Source organism: Faecalibacter macacae, assembly GCF_003687725.1.
Classification (GTDB): domain Bacteria; phylum Bacteroidota; class Bacteroidia; order Flavobacteriales; family Weeksellaceae; genus Empedobacter; species Empedobacter macacae.
In genome coordinates this window covers 31,405-48,420 of sequence record NZ_RDOJ01000014.1, presented here as the reverse complement: position 1 = coordinate 48,420, position 17,016 = coordinate 31,405, and the positions used below count along the sequence as shown (strand labels likewise).

14 protein-coding genes are annotated in these 17,016 nt (G+C 31.9%); 7 read left to right on the top strand and 7 right to left on the bottom strand.

Annotated elements, in window-relative coordinates:
• Nucleotides 1–152 precede the first annotated feature (152 nt).
• Nucleotides 153–611: a hypothetical protein gene (locus EAH69_RS10330; RefSeq protein WP_121935131.1), complete on the bottom strand. Its 459-nt coding sequence runs from the start codon at nt 609–611 to the stop codon at nt 153–155.
• Nucleotides 612–678: 67 nt separating this feature from the next.
• Nucleotides 679–2,898 carry an NADP-dependent isocitrate dehydrogenase gene (locus tag EAH69_RS10325; RefSeq protein WP_121935130.1) on the bottom strand — a complete coding sequence of 740 codons (2,220 nt, stop codon included), beginning with the start codon at nt 2,896–2,898 and terminating at the stop codon, nt 679–681.
• Between the two features lie 262 nt (nt 2,899–3,160).
• Between EAH69_RS10325 and EAH69_RS10320 the strand changes: the two genes are divergently transcribed.
• From EAH69_RS10320 to EAH69_RS10305, 4 genes are all read left to right on the top strand, one after another.
• The gene (locus EAH69_RS10320) at nt 3,161–4,198 is read left to right on the top strand and encodes an endonuclease/exonuclease/phosphatase family protein (RefSeq protein WP_317124741.1); all 1,038 of its coding nucleotides are present in this window, start codon (nt 3,161–3,163) and stop codon (nt 4,196–4,198) included.
• A gap of 25 nt (nt 4,199–4,223) precedes the next feature.
• On the top strand, nt 4,224–4,697 hold the full coding sequence (locus EAH69_RS10315; protein WP_121935128.1) for an Lrp/AsnC ligand binding domain-containing protein: 474 nt from the start codon (nt 4,224–4,226) through the stop codon (nt 4,695–4,697).
• A gap of 9 nt (nt 4,698–4,706) precedes the next feature.
• Nucleotides 4,707–5,450: a deoxyribose-phosphate aldolase gene (deoC, locus tag EAH69_RS10310; protein ID WP_121935127.1), complete on the top strand. Its 744-nt coding sequence runs from the start codon at nt 4,707–4,709 to the stop codon at nt 5,448–5,450.
• Between the two features lie 86 nt (nt 5,451–5,536).
• Nucleotides 5,537–6,277, top strand: a complete 741-nt coding sequence (locus tag EAH69_RS10305) for a DUF4184 family protein (protein WP_121935126.1) — start codon at nt 5,537–5,539, stop codon at nt 6,275–6,277.
• Nucleotides 6,278–6,304: 27 nt separating this feature from the next.
• On the opposite strand, the gene EAH69_RS10300 is transcribed toward EAH69_RS10305, so the two are convergent.
• The 3 genes from EAH69_RS10300 to EAH69_RS10290 all read right to left on the bottom strand — a co-directional run bounded on the left by EAH69_RS10300 (nt 6,305) and on the right by EAH69_RS10290 (nt 9,347).
• Nucleotides 6,305–7,369 carry a diphosphomevalonate/mevalonate 3,5-bisphosphate decarboxylase family protein gene (locus EAH69_RS10300; protein ID WP_121935125.1) on the bottom strand — a complete coding sequence of 355 codons (1,065 nt, stop codon included), beginning with the start codon at nt 7,367–7,369 and terminating at the stop codon, nt 6,305–6,307.
• Between the two features lie 14 nt (nt 7,370–7,383).
• Complete coding sequence (locus EAH69_RS10295) at nt 7,384–8,382, bottom strand: NAD-dependent epimerase/dehydratase family protein (RefSeq protein WP_121935124.1); 999 nt, start codon at nt 8,380–8,382, stop codon at nt 7,384–7,386.
• 65 nt (nt 8,383–8,447) lie between these two features.
• A complete protein-coding gene (locus tag EAH69_RS10290; RefSeq protein ID WP_121935123.1) occupies nt 8,448–9,347 on the bottom strand; it encodes a CorA family divalent cation transporter in 900 nt (299 codons plus the stop codon).
• 139 nt (nt 9,348–9,486) lie between these two features.
• Here EAH69_RS10290 and tyrS point away from each other — a divergent pair, with 139 nt between their 5' ends.
• Complete coding sequence (gene tyrS / locus EAH69_RS10285) at nt 9,487–10,782, top strand: tyrosine--tRNA ligase (RefSeq protein ID WP_121935122.1); 1,296 nt, start codon at nt 9,487–9,489, stop codon at nt 10,780–10,782.
• Between the two features lie 45 nt (nt 10,783–10,827).
• Here tyrS and trpA read toward each other — a convergent pair whose 3' ends face one another.
• Complete coding sequence (gene trpA, locus EAH69_RS10280) at nt 10,828–11,592, bottom strand: tryptophan synthase subunit alpha (RefSeq protein WP_121935121.1); 765 nt, start codon at nt 11,590–11,592, stop codon at nt 10,828–10,830.
• Nucleotides 11,593–12,798, bottom strand: a complete 1,206-nt coding sequence (locus tag EAH69_RS10275) for an endonuclease/exonuclease/phosphatase family protein (RefSeq protein ID WP_121935120.1) — start codon at nt 12,796–12,798, stop codon at nt 11,593–11,595.
• 74 nt (nt 12,799–12,872) lie between these two features.
• On the opposite strand from EAH69_RS10275, the gene EAH69_RS10270 reads away from it, so the two are divergent.
• Both EAH69_RS10270 and EAH69_RS10265 read left to right on the top strand, forming a co-directional pair.
• Nucleotides 12,873–15,590, top strand: coding sequence for a carboxypeptidase-like regulatory domain-containing protein (locus EAH69_RS10270; RefSeq protein ID WP_121935119.1), 2,718 nt, complete (start codon nt 12,873–12,875; stop codon nt 15,588–15,590).
• Nucleotides 15,591–15,623: 33 nt separating this feature from the next.
• Nucleotides 15,624–17,006 carry a DUF5689 domain-containing protein gene (locus EAH69_RS10265; protein WP_121935118.1) on the top strand — a complete coding sequence of 461 codons (1,383 nt, stop codon included), beginning with the start codon at nt 15,624–15,626 and terminating at the stop codon, nt 17,004–17,006.
• The last annotated feature ends 10 nt before the right edge of the window (nt 17,007–17,016 follow it).

Sequence of the window (17,016 nt, the reverse complement as noted above, 5' to 3'; positions counted from 1 at the left end):
TCATTAAGTGCGATCCTGAATTAAATTATATATTTATTAAAACATTATTATGAAATATTTCAATCTATTATTTCTTTTGCCAATTATTAGTTTTAGTCAAGAAAAATTTAAAGTCGAATATGAGGTAAGAAATTTTGTTTCAAAATTATAAGTTATTCTAATTCTACTACATCATTTACTCGTTTTAAATCCTTATTTAAGATGAAAAGAGATATTGTAAACTCATTATTATTTGAATTAAATTTATCTATTTCATCTAATTGATATTGTGATAATTTTTTAGAATAATCTTTATCTTTTTTTACCCTTAAAACATAACTAAAGAATACGATATAACCAATAATAGGTAAGTCTTGATTCATTTTTTGATTTAAAAAATCAATATATTCCGTAATAGAAATAATGTTTTTAAAATCAACATTAAAATCAACGGGTTTTTTAGTTATTAAAACGCCTTCTTTACCATGAATAGTAACAGCTCCAATAATTTCAGGATCAGTAGTTAAATAAGCCCATTCTGGAATTGCATAAACAAATTTATCTTTATAATGTTCTTCTATATTTAAAAGAGCAATTTGTTGAAATTTTTGATATAAAATAGATTCAGCCATAAGTTTTAAAAGTATAAAAAACCTCGCTCAATGAGCGAGGTTTTATATTTAGAATCTAATTTAAAAATTAGATGGCATCTACGATTGCATTTAAAGTTGCAGAAGGACGCATTGCAGCAGAAGTAGCAGCGAAATCTGGTTGGTAGTAACCTTGGATTTCTTGTGCTTTTCCTTGAGAACCGATTAACTCAGCGTTGATAGCTTCTTCACCAGCAGTCATTGCTTCAGCAACTGGAGCAAATTTAGCAGCTAATTCAGCATCTTTAGTCTGAGCAGCTAAAGCTTGTGCCCAGTACATAGCTAAGTAGAAGTGAGAACCACGGTTATCGATAGTTCCTAATTTACGACCTGGAGATTTATCTGTGTCTAAGAATTTATCGTTAGCCTCATCTAAAGTATCAGCTAAAACTTGTGCTTTTGCGTTACCTTGAGTTTGAGAAACGTGTTCTAAAGAAGCTTGTAATGCTAAGAATTCTCCTAAAGAATCCCAACGTAAGTAACCTTCTTCTTTGAATTGCTCGATGTGTTTTGGAGCAGATCCACCGGCACCAGTTTCGAATAATCCACCTCCGTTCATTAATGGAACGATAGATAACATTTTCGCAGAAGTACCAACTTCTAAGATTGGGAATAAATCTGTTAAGTAGTCACGTAATACGTTACCTGTAACAGAAATCGTATCTAAACCTTGACGGATTCTTTCTAAAGTTAATTTAGTTGCTGCAACTGGGTTTAAGATTTGGATATCTAAACCTGTTGTATCAAATTCTGGTAAGTATTTGTTTACTTTAGCAATCATTTCTCTATCGTGCGCACGGTTTTCGTCTAACCAGAAAATAGCTGGAGTAGAAGATAAACGAGCACGAGTAACAGCTAATTTAACCCAGTCTTTGATAGGAGCATCTTTAGTTTGACACATACGGAAGATATCACCAGCTTCAACAGCTTGCTCCATATATACATTTCCTTCAGCATCTACAACGCGGATTGTTCCTTCAGCGTCAGCTTGGAAAGTTTTGTCGTGAGAACCGTATTCTTCAGCTTTTTGAGCCATTAAACCTACGTTTGGAACAGATCCCATAGTTGTTGGGTCTAAAGCACCATTAGCTTTACAATCTTCGATTGTTGCTTGGTAAACACCAGCGTAGTTACGGTCTGGAATTAAAGCGAAAGTATCTTGTTGGTTACCTTCAGCATTCCACATTTGTCCAGAAGTACGGATCATTGCTGGCATAGAAGCATCAACGATAACGTCAGATGGAACGTGTAAGTTAGTAATTCCTTTATCAGAATTTACCATTGCTAATGCAGGTCCGTTAGCGATAGCAGCGTCGATAGCAGCTTTTACTTCAGCTTCTTGAGCGTGACCAGCAATTTTAGCGTATAATTCTCCTAAACCATTGTTAGGATTAATTCCTAATTCAGCAAATAATTCAGCGAATTGAGCGAATACTTCTTCGAAGTAAACAGAAACTACAGCTCCAAAAATAATTGGATCTGAAACTTTCATCATAGTCGCTTTTAAATGAGCAGATAATAATACACCTGCAGCTTTAGCTTCTTCTTTCGTTTGTTTTACGAAAGCTTTTAAAGCAGCTAAGTTCATAACTGAAGAATCAATTACTTCACCAGCTTTTAAAGGAGATAATCCTTTTAATTCTTTAACTGATCCGTCTTTACCAACGAATTCGATTTTGAATTGAGAATCGTTTTCAACGGTAACTGATTTTTCAGTTCCGTAGAAATCACCAGCTTCCATGTGAGCAACTTTAGTTTTAGAATCTGCAGACCAAGCTCCCATAGAGTGTGGGTGTTTTTTAGCATAATTCTTAACAGCTTTAGGTGCACGACGGTCAGAGTTACCTTCACGTAAAACTGGGTTAACCGCAGAACCTAAAACTTTAGCATATTTAGCTTTGATAGCTTTTTCTTCTTCAGTTGCAGCGTCAGCTGGGTAGTTTGGTACAGCGTATCCGTGAGCTTGTAACTCAGCAATAGCAGCTGCTAATTGAGGAATAGAAGCAGAGATATTTGGTAATTTAATGATGTTTGCTTCTGGAGTATTAGCTAATTCTCCTAATTCAGCTAAAGCATCACCAATTTTTTGGTCGTCTTTTAAAAACTCTGGAAAGTTTGCTAAGATTCTTCCTGCTAAAGAGATATCACGAGTTTCAACCTCGATATCAGCTGTAGAAGTAAAAGCTTTAACAATAGGTAATAATGAGTATGTTGCCAACATTGGCGCCTCATCAGTAAGAGTGTAAATAATTTTTGACTTTGACATTATTTTAAATTTTTGTGACTTCAGATGAAGTCAATTTAAATACTACTTTTCGATTGTATTTCAATGCAGTTGCATTGAGATGCGCAAATATACGATTTTTAATGTTTTTTGAAAGTTGTAACCTATTGTTTTTCTTCAATTTTAGGATAAGTTTCACAGTTGTGAATTAATCATTCAAGTTGATAATTTTTGATTTGATTTTTAGTGAATTTCAAAAATAAAGCAAGTAATAATTATCAATTTAAGACATTTTCTGTGTAGCATTTTGAATATTCATTCACTGATAAATGAAAAAAAATACAATCTTTTTCAGATTCATTTTTTTATTTTAGCAAAAATCATCAACATTTTGGAATATCAACAAGTAACTTTTGCGTTTTACAACGTAGAAAATTTTTACGCAAAAACGACTTCAATGGAAAATTCATTTTTGCCTAGTAATTATGCGAAATGGAAAGATAATCGTTACGAAACTAAAGTAGATAGAATATCTCATGCAATATCTCGTATAGGTTTTAAAGAGACTGAAGAATTACCACTTTTTGTTGGTTTAGCTGAAGTTGAAAATGAAGATGTTTTAAAAGACTTAATTGAAAATGCACGGGTAAAAAAAGCAAATTATGATTTTGTTTTTTATGAATCTTTGGACGAAAGAAAGATTAATGTTTGTTGTATTTATCAAAAGGATAAAATCAAAATTTTACATTCAGAACCAATTCGAGTGGTTTTTAAGGATACTTATGGTAGTAAGTCGTATACGCGAGATATCTTGTATTTAGAATCTGAGTTTGAAAATGAAAAATTTTACATTTTTGTGGCTCATTTGCCGTCAAAAATAGATCAAGAAGTAAATCAAGAGAAACGTAAAATCTTATTGAGTAAAATAAGACAACGTATTGATGATATTTTAGCTAAAGATACTGATGCTAAAATTATTGTCATGGGAGATTTTAATGATACGCCGACAGCTGATAATATAAGAATTGAACTTGATACAAGAGCGAAGGTTGAAGAAGTTAAAAATACAGAATTATATAACCCAATGGTAGGTTTAATGAGTTATCAAAGAGGTTCGTTAGTGCATAAGAAACAATGGATGTTATTTGATCAAATAATGTTTACAAAAGGATTTTTAACAGAAAAAAGTAAGTTTAAATTAACAAAAATAGATATTTTTGACTCAGCATTTTTGACTCAAAATATTGATAAAATGGGGGCTTTTCCTAATCGTACCTTTATTGGTTCAAAATATCTGGGTGGATATAGTGATCATTTTCCCGTTTATGCCATAATTAAATATTAAATTTGCACCATAAAACAGTAAAGAAGTGAGAATTCATGAAAACGGTCAGGTAGAACTTGATGGAATTGATAAATTGATTCTGAATGCCTTTATGGAAGATGCTAATATACCAGTATCCCAATTGGCAAAAGAATTATCTATTTCTAATACGGCTGTGCATCAACGTATCAAGAAATTAGAAACTTCGGGGCTAGTTAACTCGACTAAGACTATTATTAATCCAAGTTTTTTGGGTTATTCTACTATGTCTTTTGTTGGGGTTTTTATGGATAAATCATCATCATATATCAATGTGATAAAATCTTTAGAAGCAATCCCAGAAGTTGTAGAAGCTCATTTCACTACCGGAAATTATGGAATCTTTTTAAAGATTCTTTGTAAAGACAATATGCATTTGATGAATGTTTTAAATCAAAAAATTCAGCAAATTGACGGTGTAACTCGAACAGAGACTATAATCTCTTTAGAACAAACAATTAATAGACAAATCAAACTTTAATATATAAAGATGAGTATTAAAACATATTTAGACTCGACGTATCTTAAAACTCCAGAGCAAGCAGGAATATCTAATTCTGATACTTTGGATCAGGTAAGAGCATTAGCTCAGGAGGCGATGGAAAATGGAATCTATGCCGTTATGATTCGCCCGGACTATGTGCGCTCGGTTCGTGAATTGTTAGACGAAAATAAATCTGAAGTTGTTTTAGGAACTGTTATTGGTTTCCACGAAGGAACTTATGATTTGAATGAAAAATTAAGAGAAGCGCAAAAAGCAATTGCTGATGGTGCTGACGAATTAGATTTCGTTATTAACTACGAAGCTTACAAAAAAGGTGAAGTAGATAAAGTTGCTGATGAGGTTGAAACTTGTACTACAGTAGCTTTAAGAGAAGGTAAAGTTGTAAAGTGGATTATTGAAACTGCAGCTTTAACGGATGAAGAAATTGTTTCTATCACGCAATTAATTCGTGATATTGTAATGAACAAAATTGGTGAAGAAAATGCGCCAAATGTATTTGTAAAATCTTCTACAGGTTTCTTTCAGACTCCGAATGGTGAACCAAACGGAGCAAATGAGCATGTAATTAAATTGATGTTAGACAACGCAGGAACTTTACCAGTTAAGGCATCAGGTGGTGTTCGTAATATTGAGGAGGCTCAGAAAATGATTGATTTAGGTGTAAAACGTATTGGAACATCTTCGGCTTTAGCAATCGTAAAAGGAGAGCAAGTTAACGGAGGTTACTAAGGGTTTGACTCTATAAATTTAAAAAACGTCTTTAGTGATAAAGACGTTTTTTTTATACCTTTCTATTAAATTATATCAGATTTAAAATGCCGTTTACTTTATCTCACGCCTCAATATTTTTACCTTTTCATAAAATTTCAGGAAAATATATTTCTTTAACAGGATTAGTAGTAGGATCTATGTCGCCTGATTTAGAATATTTTTCTCGAATGAAAATCTTAGCTACTTATGGTCATGATTGGTTAGGTGCATTGTATTTTGATTTACCACTTGCATTGGTATATTGTTTTGCATTTCACCTTTTGTTACGTGATATTTTAATCGAAAAACTTCCAATGTATTTCAAGTCAAGATTGATGAAATTTACAGAATTTGATTGGTTGAATTATTTTAAGAAAAATTGGTTTGTAGTAATTGTTTCGATCATCATCGGAACGTATTCTCATTTAATTTGGGATGCTTTTACACACGAATGGGGATTTTTTGTAAAGCAAATTTCTCTTTTGAAAAGTGTTTGGTTTGATGTAGGATATGAAGTGAAAGGTTATAAATTTTTACAACATTTCAGTTCAGTCATTGGGTTACTTTATATTTTTTATTGGATTCATAAAATTCCAAAATCAACAATTGTTAATAACTCTTTTGATTATCAGTTTTGGATGAAGTTAATTGTTTTTATACTAACAATTTCAGTATTAAGATTTGTTTTATTTCCTATTGAAATCGCAACTGGGAATTTAATTGTAGTTCCTATGATGAGTGGATTTATGGGATTGATTTTAGCAAAGATTATTCAAATAGTATCAAATAAAAAACCTCAAGTATAATACTCGAGGCTTTGCTTTTTTATCTAATTAGAAATTTACTTTGTCTTTAATGTATTTTCCGCTTTGGCAGAATTGCTTTAGTTCATTTTCAATAAAAATTTCAATCGCTTCAGCATCTTCAGCAGGATAAAGTAAATGTACATTTGCACCAGCATCTAAAGTAAAATACAATTGATTTCCTGTTTCGCGACGGAACTCCCATAATTTATCTAACGCTGCTACCGTATTTGGTTTCATTAAAATGAAAGCAGGATTAGACATCATCATCATGGCATGTAATGTTAACGCTTCGTGTTCTACTAATTCTCCGAATGCTTTTACATCTCCAGATTTTAAAATAGGAATTAATTTTTGAAGGTTTTCATTTGCTTCATCAAAACGACGTTCAGCATAAGGGTGTCCATTCATTAGGTTATGACCAACTGTTGATGATACTGATTTTTCACCTTCGTGTATCAATAAAATTGTATCGTGAAAAGTTTTGAAAACGTCGTGAATTTCTTCGTCAGGAAATTTAGTTCCGTATAAATCTGAACTTCCTTTGATGAAATTATTTCCTCCCCATTCAACTAAACCTTTGTAAACAGAACGGCATGCACTTCCAGATCCTAATCTTGCTAAGAATGATGCTTTTTCTAACGCTTTGTCTTCTGATAACTTAGCTCCTAATTGTTTTTCGATTTCAACTAAACATAAAGCCATTGCACTCATTCCAGAAGCAGAAGATGCGATTCCAGAACTGTGTGGAAATGAATTTGAGGTATGAACTTCAAAACTATATTGTTCTAAGAATGGAATATAAGCTGTAATTCTCTCGAAAAAAGTAATGATTTTTGGAGCAAAACTTTCTTTGAATTCTCCTTCTAAATAGACTTTTACATCAAAACCATCTTCTTGTTTTGGAGTGAATTTTAATGTAGTTTCAGTAAACGAATTTGTTAATGTATAACTGATTGAACTATTTGTAGGAATTTGATTTTTCTTTTTTCCCCAATATTTAATTAAGGCAATATTTGAAGGACTTTTAGCTGAAACTTCACCTTCTTTTAATAAATATATAGTATCTAATGTTGTTTGAAATTGCTTTTCCATAGGGCAAAATTAAATTATTTAGAAGAAATAACTTCTTGGTAGTTTTTAAAATGATAATCAATAGCTTCTGAAACCGGAATGAACGTGTAGTTTAATGTATCGATAATTTTAGAATTATCATATTTTGTAAACGTTGTTAGCGCTTGATATGTTCCACTATCTAAGGCTGGCGTGCCTAAAAATTTAGTAAAAGAAGTAATGATTTGTAAACCTTTTAAAGTTTTGTTTGATATTGAATTAACTTCTTTTTGTTTCTTCTTTGCAACTTGTCCTAAAACTTCAGTGTAAGTTATATTTTCAGAATTGATAATAAATTTCTGATTGTATAGCTTTTGGTCATATAAGTTGATGATGATTTTAACCACATCACGAACGTCCACAAAACCAGTACCACCTGTCGGAGCGTAATTATTAATGAAATTGTCTTGGAATAATTTTTCACTTTCGCGGTTTCCGTCATATGAACCAATAATAATAGAAGGATTGACAACAATAACATTTAATCCTTCTTGCGAACCACGCCAAATTTCCATTTCTGAACGATATTTTGAAGTAGCGTAAGCAGAATGTTTTGCATCATTATTCCAAGTTGATTTTTCGTCAATTAATTTACTTATTGGGTTAATGTCGTCCATTGCTGCAATAGAACTTACATAAATGATATTTTCAACTCCAGAATCAATCGCTTCGTTTACTAAAGCTTCAGTACCATCTACATTTATTTGTATTACTTTTTCTTCCTCTTTAGGGTCAAAACTTACGTAAGCAGCTGTATGGAAAATTGTTTTTACACCTTTTAAAGCGGTTGGTAAAAAAGTTACATCTAAGATGTCGCCTTCTATCCATTCAATTTTATGAAAAATTTCTTGAGATTTATTTCGTTTAAAAAACTTTTCAACTTCTCTAATATTAGAGGAAGAGCGTTTTAAGGCACGTACTTTCTCACCTTTATCTACTAATTGTAATAATAAATTACTCCCAACTAAACCTGTGCCTCCTGTTACAAATATCATTTTTGTTCTTTTAAACGCTATCAAAAATATGAATTTTTATAGAGTATGTCTGTTTTTGTTCTTTTTTATAAATATTTCTTACGTTTAAACCAAGCGTAGATAAAAATGACAAGAATTAACATGGATAGTATGCAAATCGGATAACCCCATTTGTAGGCGAGTTCAGGCATGTAATTAAAATTCATTCCATAAATCCCTACGATAAAAGTTAGTGGTAAAAAGAAGGCAGAAAATATGGTCAATGTCTTCATGATATCATTCGATTTTTGACTGTTTAATGACAAATAAATCGATAATAAGTTTTGTACATCATCTACAATTTGCGTGTGTAAATGCAGCATTTTAATGCAATCTTCTTTTAAATCTTGCATTGTACTTGTTTTGTTATTTGTGTAGGTGTATTCGTTTAGCGCATCTAAAGTGTAATCTAAAATTTTGCGACAAGCAGATGCTTCTCTTTTTAGATGGTATAGGGTATGTAGTCTTAATTTATCCAAATCATTACTAAAAATTAATTCTTCTAACATATTAACCTCTTCATCCATTCGGTTTGCAGGGGTCTCGAAGGTTTTTAAAGTTTCATTAATAATGTTATATATAATTCCTTTACGTGTTACTTTATTTATTTCAGTTTTGTTGATGTATTTTTCGATTACACGATTAAAAATATTCGCTTCTTTTTGATGAACTGTAATGATAAAATCTTTACCAAAATATATACTGATTTTGTGACTAAATTCTCTTACAATATTTTTTAAAAGTCTTTTTTCTTTATGAAAAAATCGAACCAATAAAAAAGATATATTTTCACTTGATTCAAACTTTGGTAAGTGTCCTGGTTCTAAACTGTCTTCGATTGTTAGTTTAAGAAATCCATATTGAAATGCAATTTCTTCTAATTCTGTTGGTGATGGATTGTAAAGATTAATCCATTTTACTTGTTGATTTTGAAATAAGACTTCCATGTTTAATCAAAGAATTAATTGATTTTCTATTAAAGATATAGATTTTAACGATATAAGATATTTTAGTATTTAAATAATAGAATAGAAATTTATAACTTTACACCTCGTAAAATTTGAAAAGAAATACATTATACATATTATGAATCCATTCATTGAAGAACTTACTTGGAGAGGGCTAGTTCACAACATTATGCCAGGAACTGAAGAGCAATTGTCTAAAGAAATGACTTCAGGGTATGTGGGATTCGATCCAACTGCCGACTCTTTACACGTAGGTAGCTTAGTTCCGATTTTCTTATTAGTTCACTTACAACGTCACGGACACCGTCCAATTGCATTAGTTGGAGGAGCAACAGGATTTATTGGTGATCCAACAGGTAAGGCTGCTGAAAGAAGTTTATTAGACGAAGAGACTTTAAATAAATATGTAGCTGGTATTAAAGCGCAATTAGCTCGTTTCTTAGATTTTGATTCTAACAACGGGAACTCTGCAGTTTTAGTAAACAACTACGATTGGATGAAAGATTTTTCATTCATTGATTTTGCTCGTAACGTGGGTAAACACATTACAGTAAATTACATGATGGCAAAAGATTCTGTAAAGTCTCGTTTATCATCAGAATCTAATGTAGGTATGTCTTTTACAGAATTTACTTACCAATTAATTCAAGGATACGATTTCTTACATTTATACCAACAATACGGAGCTAAATTACAAATGGGTGGTTCTGATCAATGGGGTAATATTACAACAGGGACAGAATTAATTCGTCGTATTGGTGGTGGTGAAGGTTTTGCTTTTACATGTCCTTTAACTACAAAAGCTGATGGAACAAAATTTGGAAAATCAGAAGGTGGTGAGAATGTTTGGTTAGATAAAAATCGTACATCTCCTTATAAATTCTACCAATTTTGGTTAAATCAAGCGGATGCAGATGCAGAGCGTTACATCAAAATTTATACTTTCTTAGATAAAGAAACGATTGATGAGTTAATCGAGCGTCACAACCAAGAACCTCATTTACGTGAATTACAACGTAAGTTAGCAACTGAAATTACAATTTTAGTACATGGTGTTGATGAATTACGTAAAGCAGAAAAAGCATCACAAGTTTTATTCGGAAAATCTACATCTGAAGATTTAAAAGAATTAGACGCAGATACTTTCTTATCAGTTTTTGAAGGTGTTCCTCAGGCAACAATCGCTAAAGCTGATGTAGATTCAGGTTTAGATATTGTAACTGCTTTGGCTGAGAAATCAGGTTTCTTAAAATCTAATTCAGAAGCACGTCGTGAGTTAACTGCAAATTCAATTTCTGTTAACAAAGAAAAAGTAACGGAAGATTTTGTTTTAACTACAGAAAACTTAATTGCTGATAAATACGTTTTATTACAAAAAGGTAAAAAGAATTACTTCATCTTAATTGTTGAGTAATCTTAAGATAAAAACTAAAAAAGGAGCTTTTAAAGCTCCTTTTTTTTATTTGATTGTGTTGATGAATTGATCAACTGACTCTTTAATATTTGATGTATCTGAAATAGCTCTTAAAAAAGCACTTCCGATGATAGCTCCGTTCGCATAGCTCCACGCTTTTTCAACATCTGTTTTTGTAGAAATACCGAACCCGATTTGATAAGGTTTAGTTAAACCTAAATCTTTTAAACTTGTTAAAAATTCTTCGTTATAATTCGCTTCTGTTGCTCCGGTAGTAGCAGAATTAGATACTACGTAAATAAATCCAGATGTTGCATCATTTATTTCTTTTACACGCTCTGCTGAGGTTTGAGGAGTAATTAAAAACACAACTTTTTGATCGTATTTTTCAAAAAGTGCTTTATGTTGATCCAAGTAAATTTGGAAAGGCATATCAGGTAAAATTAATCCTGATACTCCAGCTTCCTGACATTGTTTAAGAAACTCTTCTGGTCCGTATTTTAATAATTGGTTGTAGTAACCCATTAAGACAATTGGCGTATGAATTTCGTCTTTTACACTTTTTAATTGCTCAAAAAGTACATTTAACTTCATTCCGTTTGCTAAAGCTTTTTCGCTTGTTGCTTGTATTGTTGGTCCATCAGCTAAAGGATCCGAATATGGAATTCCAACCTCAATTATATCAACCTTGTTATTTTGTAATTGTTTTAAAATAATAGGGGTATCCAATAGGTTTGGATACCCTGCTGTTGTATATATTGTGATTAGATTTTCCTTCTTTGTTTGAAGTTTTAAATCTAAAGCGTTCATTTATTTAATTGATTTTAATAATATAGTATACACAGGAAAGTGGTCAGAGTATCCGTCAGCTCTGTAAGTGTCTCCACTCCACATTCTGTGAGGGTAACCTTTGTATTGACCTTCTTTCGAGATTAAATAATCTTTGTTAAAAATTTCTGTTTTGTATATTTTATAAGTCGAGAAATCTTTGTTTGCTGTAGCTAAACTAGATGTAGCGATAATTTGGTCAAATAAATTCCAAGAATCACGATAAGCTAAAGTACCAACACCTTTTTTAAATAAACCTAAAGTAGGGTTGTAAAAACCACCGTCTTTAACTTTATTCGCTTCACCTGCGGCATCAAAAGTTAATTTAACACTTGGCGAATTAGGATCATCATTTAAATCTCCCATTAAAATTACTTTCGCATTTTTATTTTTCGCTTTTAAATTATCAATAATACCTTTAGCAACTTTAGCAGCTTCCATACGTCCTGGCATAGATACTTTTTCTCCACCACTACGAGATGGCCAGTGATTAACTAAGAATGAAATTTCTTCTCCGTCTAATAATCCAGTTACTTGTAAAATATCACGTGTATATTTTCTTTTACCGTCTGCATCATAAATAAAAACAGGATGAGGTTTAGCTTCTGTTACAAAGAATCTATTTTTTTGATAAATAAGACCAACATCTACACCACGAGCATCAAATGAATTGAAATGAACTATTCCGTAATTGTTATTTTTTAAGTGAGATGTGTTGATTATATCTTGAATTACATTGATGTTTTCAATCTCGCTTAATCCAACAATTACAGGTGCTGTTCCTGTAAAGTCTCTTCCTAATTCGGAAATTACTTTTCCAATATTGTTAATTTTTTGCCCGTATCTTTCTTTGTTCCAAAACTTTTTTCCTTTAGGTAAAAACTCGTCTTGTAAGATTATAGGGCGTATAATCATTTTTCCTTTAATATTTTCATATGTATACTGTTGCTTAAAACTTACAGTGTCATATTTTGCTATATCTGTAACTGGAATTGAAATATGATAATTAGGATCATTAAATTCTAAATGACCATTAATTAAGCCAGCTGATTCAATCGTGTCAAAAATATTTTCAACATTGTAAAAACCAACAGTAGCACTAGCGTATTTTGTTTGTGCTTGAACCTTAATTGTTAAAAGTAAAATTGGTATTAGTAAAAACCTTAAATATTTCTTAAATTTATACATATGTTATTAATTATGAATTCATTAAATTTGTTGTCCTTTTGAAAAGGCTAATTTAAAAATAAAAATTCTATTGAATGAATAAATTATTGTTAAGTATTTCTCTCTTTGCTGCAGTGGTAGGAGTAGCTCAAGCTCAAACGAAAATTTCGGGTATAGCTAAGAATTCTGCAACAAACGAAGAGGTTTACAATCTTACTGTAAGATTGGATGGAATGTCTAGCGATGCTGTGCTAACGGATCGTATTGGATATTTCCAGTTTGTAGATGTTCCTGATGGAACGTACAAACTGCAGGTTTTCGGTGTTGGATTTGATCCATACGAAAAGACAATTTCTGTAGCTGGGCAAAAAGAAATTGAATTAGGGGAGGTTTTATTAACTTATAATCCAAACAATATAGATGTAGGTTTAATCACATTAAATGATGATGAACTTTCTTCTGATGAATCTTCAACTTCTTCAAGTGCAGGATTGTTACAGTCTTCAAGAGATGTTTTTGCTCGTGTAGCTGCGTTTGAATTAGGTTCATATTGGTTTAAGCCCAGAGGTTATGATAATAAGTATAATGATGTGCATTTTAATGGTATTCGTATGAATAAAATTGATAATGGACGTGCTACTTTCAATAACTGGGGAGGTTTAAATGATGTAACTAGAAGACCAGATGAATTAACTTATGCATTAGAGCCATCTACTTATGCATTTGGTGATATCGGTGGAGTTACCAACTTCGACACTCGTCCTTCAACAATGAGAAAAGGTGTTAGTTTATCTTACTCTGCAACGAACAGATCTTATCGTAACCGTGTCATGGCAACATATAACACAGGATTAATGGATAACGGATGGGCAATTATGTTCTCTGGGTCTCGTCGTTGGGCAGAAGAAGGGTTAGTAGAAGGTACATTTCACGATTCTTGGGGTTACTTCTTAGGTGTTGAAAAAAGAATTAATAAAAATCATACATTAAACTTTACTACTTTCGGTGCTCCTAACCGTCGTTCTACAGGTTCTGCAAATACGCAGGAGATGGTAGATATGAAAGGGATATACTACAACTCTTTTTGGGGTTGGCAAGATGGTGAAAAACGTAACGAGCGTGTAAGAGAAACTTACGAACCGGTTTACCAATTATCACATCATTGGAATATTAATGAAAAATCGAAATTATTAACTACTGTTTCTTACCAAACAGGACGTGAGCAAGGTTCTCGTTTGGATTGGTATAATGCGCCAAATGCAACGCCAAATTATTACAGAAACTTGCCGAGTTGGTATTTATATAACAATGACCAAGAAGGGTATGAAAGACAGAGAGAAAACTGGATCAATGGTTCAGCATCTCAGTTAAATTGGAATAGTTTATACCAAGCGAATTTAAATGTTAACAAACATTCTGTTTACTACTTAACAAATGACGTTAATGAAGATAAAACAGCCTCTTTCTATACAAATTTTAAAACTGAATTAACAGATAAAATTGATATCGTTGTTGCAGCAACTTATCAAAATGTAAAATCTGAATTATTCCGCGAGGTGGAAGATTTATTAGGAGGTAACTACGTTTTAAATTACGATGATTTTAATAAATATTATTTTGATGAAAATAATAAAGACTACGTAGCTAGAGTTGGTGATCGTCATGAATATAACTACGAAATTAATCGTAACTATGCAGATTTATATTTCCAATCAAAAATTAAAGGAAGTTTCTTAGACTTAACAGTAGGTATGAGAACTTCTTATACAGATTTTTATCGTGATGGTAAATTCTTAAATGGATTATACCGTGAAAATTCATTCGGAAAATCTAAAACATATGATTTCTTAAATTTTGGTGTAAAATCTAATTTCTTATTCAAATTAGATGGTCGTAATTTTATTTCTTTAAACGGACAATATTCTACAGAAGCTCCTACTGCTGATGAGGTTTTTCCAAATGCGCGTTTACACGATATTACTGTTGAAGAAGGCATTGTGAATGCAAAAATCTTAGCTACAGATTTATCTTATGTTTACCGTGGACCACGTGTTAAAGCAAGAGCAACTGGTTTCTACACTAAAATTGAAGACGAAATTGAAAAAGGTTTCGGATACATTGATGGTGGTGAAGGGCAATATTTCGTTGCAGAGGTAATGACTGGTGTTGATAAGCAATATTTAGGAGGTGAGGTAGCGATTGAAGCACAAATTACACCTACAATTAAAGTGACTGGTGCAGCTGCTTTAGGTCAATATACTTACACAAATAATCCAAATTATTATTTATTCTCTGATGACTTTATGGTTGACGGAGGTGAAGCTTTCAAAAACTATGGAACCGCTTATTTAAAAGATTATAAATTACAAACAGGGCCTCAATCTGGTTACTCTTTAGGAGTTGAATACCGTGATCCAAAATTCTGGTGGGTTGGTGTATCTGGAAATTACTTAACAAATAACTATTTAGATGTAGCTCCTTACCGTAGAACGACAAACTTTATAGCGAATACCCAAAGCACAGTTACAGAAGAGTCTTTAAGAGAAGTTTTAAAGCAAGAGCGTGTATCTGATGAGTTTATGTTAAACCTTAATGTTGGTAAAACTTTCCGTTTTGGTCAATATTATTTAGGAACAAGTTTAACTGTTAATAATTTATTAGATAATAAAAACTATGTGACTGGAGGGTTTGAGCAATTACGTTTAGGAAATTACGATAACGCAATTAATCAACATCAACAAACATTATTTGGACCTAGAATGTTTTACGGAGCAGGAAGAACGTTCTTCTTTAATGTTTATTTAAGATTCTAATTAGGTATTAATCACGATTTAAAAAATATAAAAATGAATAAATTCAATAAAATATCTTTAGTGCTTGCCTTAACGGGTGGACTATTTTTTACACAATCTTGTGTGCAGGACGATGATTATTCGATTCCTCCAATGGATTGTACAGGTTTAACAACTACAATGACTATTCCTCAGTTAGTAGCAAAGGTTAATAACGATAATGCTTTAGTTTATTATAATGAGGATGATGTATTAGAAGGGTATGTAATTTCAAGTGATGAAACAGGAAATTTTTTCAAAACAATTTCTATTCAAGATCATCCAACAAATCCTACAACTAACGGTATTCAAATCGAGATTGATGCAAACTCTTTATACACGCAATATCCTTTAGGGTCTAAGATTCAAGTTCAATTAAATGGATTAGTAGCAGGTTACGATAGAGGAGTAATTAAGTTAGGTTCTACTTATGTTCAAAATGGTGAAACTCGCGTAGGTCGTATGCCATCTGCATTAGCGACTTCAAACGTGAAGAAAACGTGTGAATCAGTTGAGCCTTTAGCGCCAAAAGTTGTTAATACAATTGCAGAAGCTTTAAAACCAGAAAATATTAACACGTTAGTTACAATTAAAAATGTTCAGTTCGCGAATCCAACTGAAGATGTAACATATGGTGATGCAGTAGGTTTAACTACAGTTAACCGTCAATTAGTGGATAGAAAAGGAAAATATGTAGATTTACGTAACAGTGGATATGCAACTTTTGCTAGAGAAAATTTACCAACTAAATCAGGAGAAATTACAGTAGTAGTTTCTATTTATAATTCAGGGTATCAATTATACATCCGTGATTTAAATGATGTTAAATTTGATCAAGATCGCTTTGAGCCAGGTCAAGCTGAATTACCAACTTCTGCAGCTAAATATCCATTTTTAGGAGCTGATTTTAATAACTGGGCAGATTTCTTAGCAAGTGCGAATAGTTTTGCGTATGATCCTATAGTGAAAGAAGCAGCAGGACAAGGAATTGATGGGTCTGGGGCTTTATTATTAGAAGGACAAAGATCTCAGAATGGTTTTGCATTTACTACACGTACTACGGGTACAAATTTACCGGCTAATCCAACAAAATTACACTTCTGGGTTAAAGGAACTGCTGCGAAATCATTAAATATTTATGTATATAAAACAGATGGTTCAAATTACTCATTTAATGTTGGTTCTTTGACAGAAAATAAATTGGTTACAGAAAATAACGGAGGAAATAACAGTTATACTGGAACAATTAATACTAATGGTGAGTGGAAAGTTGTTCAATTAGACTTAGAAGGTTTAACAGATATTAATACAACAAACGCTGCAGGAAATTTTATTGCTTTCCGTGTAGGTAATAATGCTAACTATAATTTATTAATTGATAATATTACTATCGAATAATATTTAAAAT

Excerpts from the sequence above, each read along its gene's own strand:
- EAH69_RS10330 (WP_121935131.1), bottom strand. The coding sequence starts at position 611 with ATGGCTGAATCTATTTTATATCAAAAATTTCAACAAATTGCTCTTTTA.
- deoC (WP_121935127.1), top strand. The coding sequence starts at position 4,707 with ATGAGTATTAAAACATATTTAGACTCGACGTATCTTAAAACTCCAGAG.
- EAH69_RS10305 (WP_121935126.1), top strand. The coding sequence starts at position 5,537 with ATGCCGTTTACTTTATCTCACGCCTCAATATTTTTACCTTTTCATAAA.
- EAH69_RS10300 (WP_121935125.1), bottom strand. The coding sequence starts at position 7,369 with ATGGAAAAGCAATTTCAAACAACATTAGATACTATATATTTATTAAAA.
- EAH69_RS10295 (WP_121935124.1), bottom strand. The coding sequence starts at position 8,382 with ATGATATTTGTAACAGGAGGCACAGGTTTAGTTGGGAGTAATTTATTA.
- EAH69_RS10290 (WP_121935123.1), bottom strand. The coding sequence starts at position 9,347 with ATGGAAGTCTTATTTCAAAATCAACAAGTAAAATGGATTAATCTTTAC.
- tyrS (WP_121935122.1), top strand. The coding sequence starts at position 9,487 with ATGAATCCATTCATTGAAGAACTTACTTGGAGAGGGCTAGTTCACAAC.
- trpA (WP_121935121.1), bottom strand. The coding sequence starts at position 11,592 with ATGAACGCTTTAGATTTAAAACTTCAAACAAAGAAGGAAAATCTAATC.
- EAH69_RS10275 (WP_121935120.1), bottom strand. The coding sequence starts at position 12,798 with ATGTATAAATTTAAGAAATATTTAAGGTTTTTACTAATACCAATTTTA.
- EAH69_RS10270 (WP_121935119.1), top strand. The coding sequence starts at position 12,873 with ATGAATAAATTATTGTTAAGTATTTCTCTCTTTGCTGCAGTGGTAGGA.
- EAH69_RS10265 (WP_121935118.1), top strand. The coding sequence starts at position 15,624 with ATGAATAAATTCAATAAAATATCTTTAGTGCTTGCCTTAACGGGTGGA.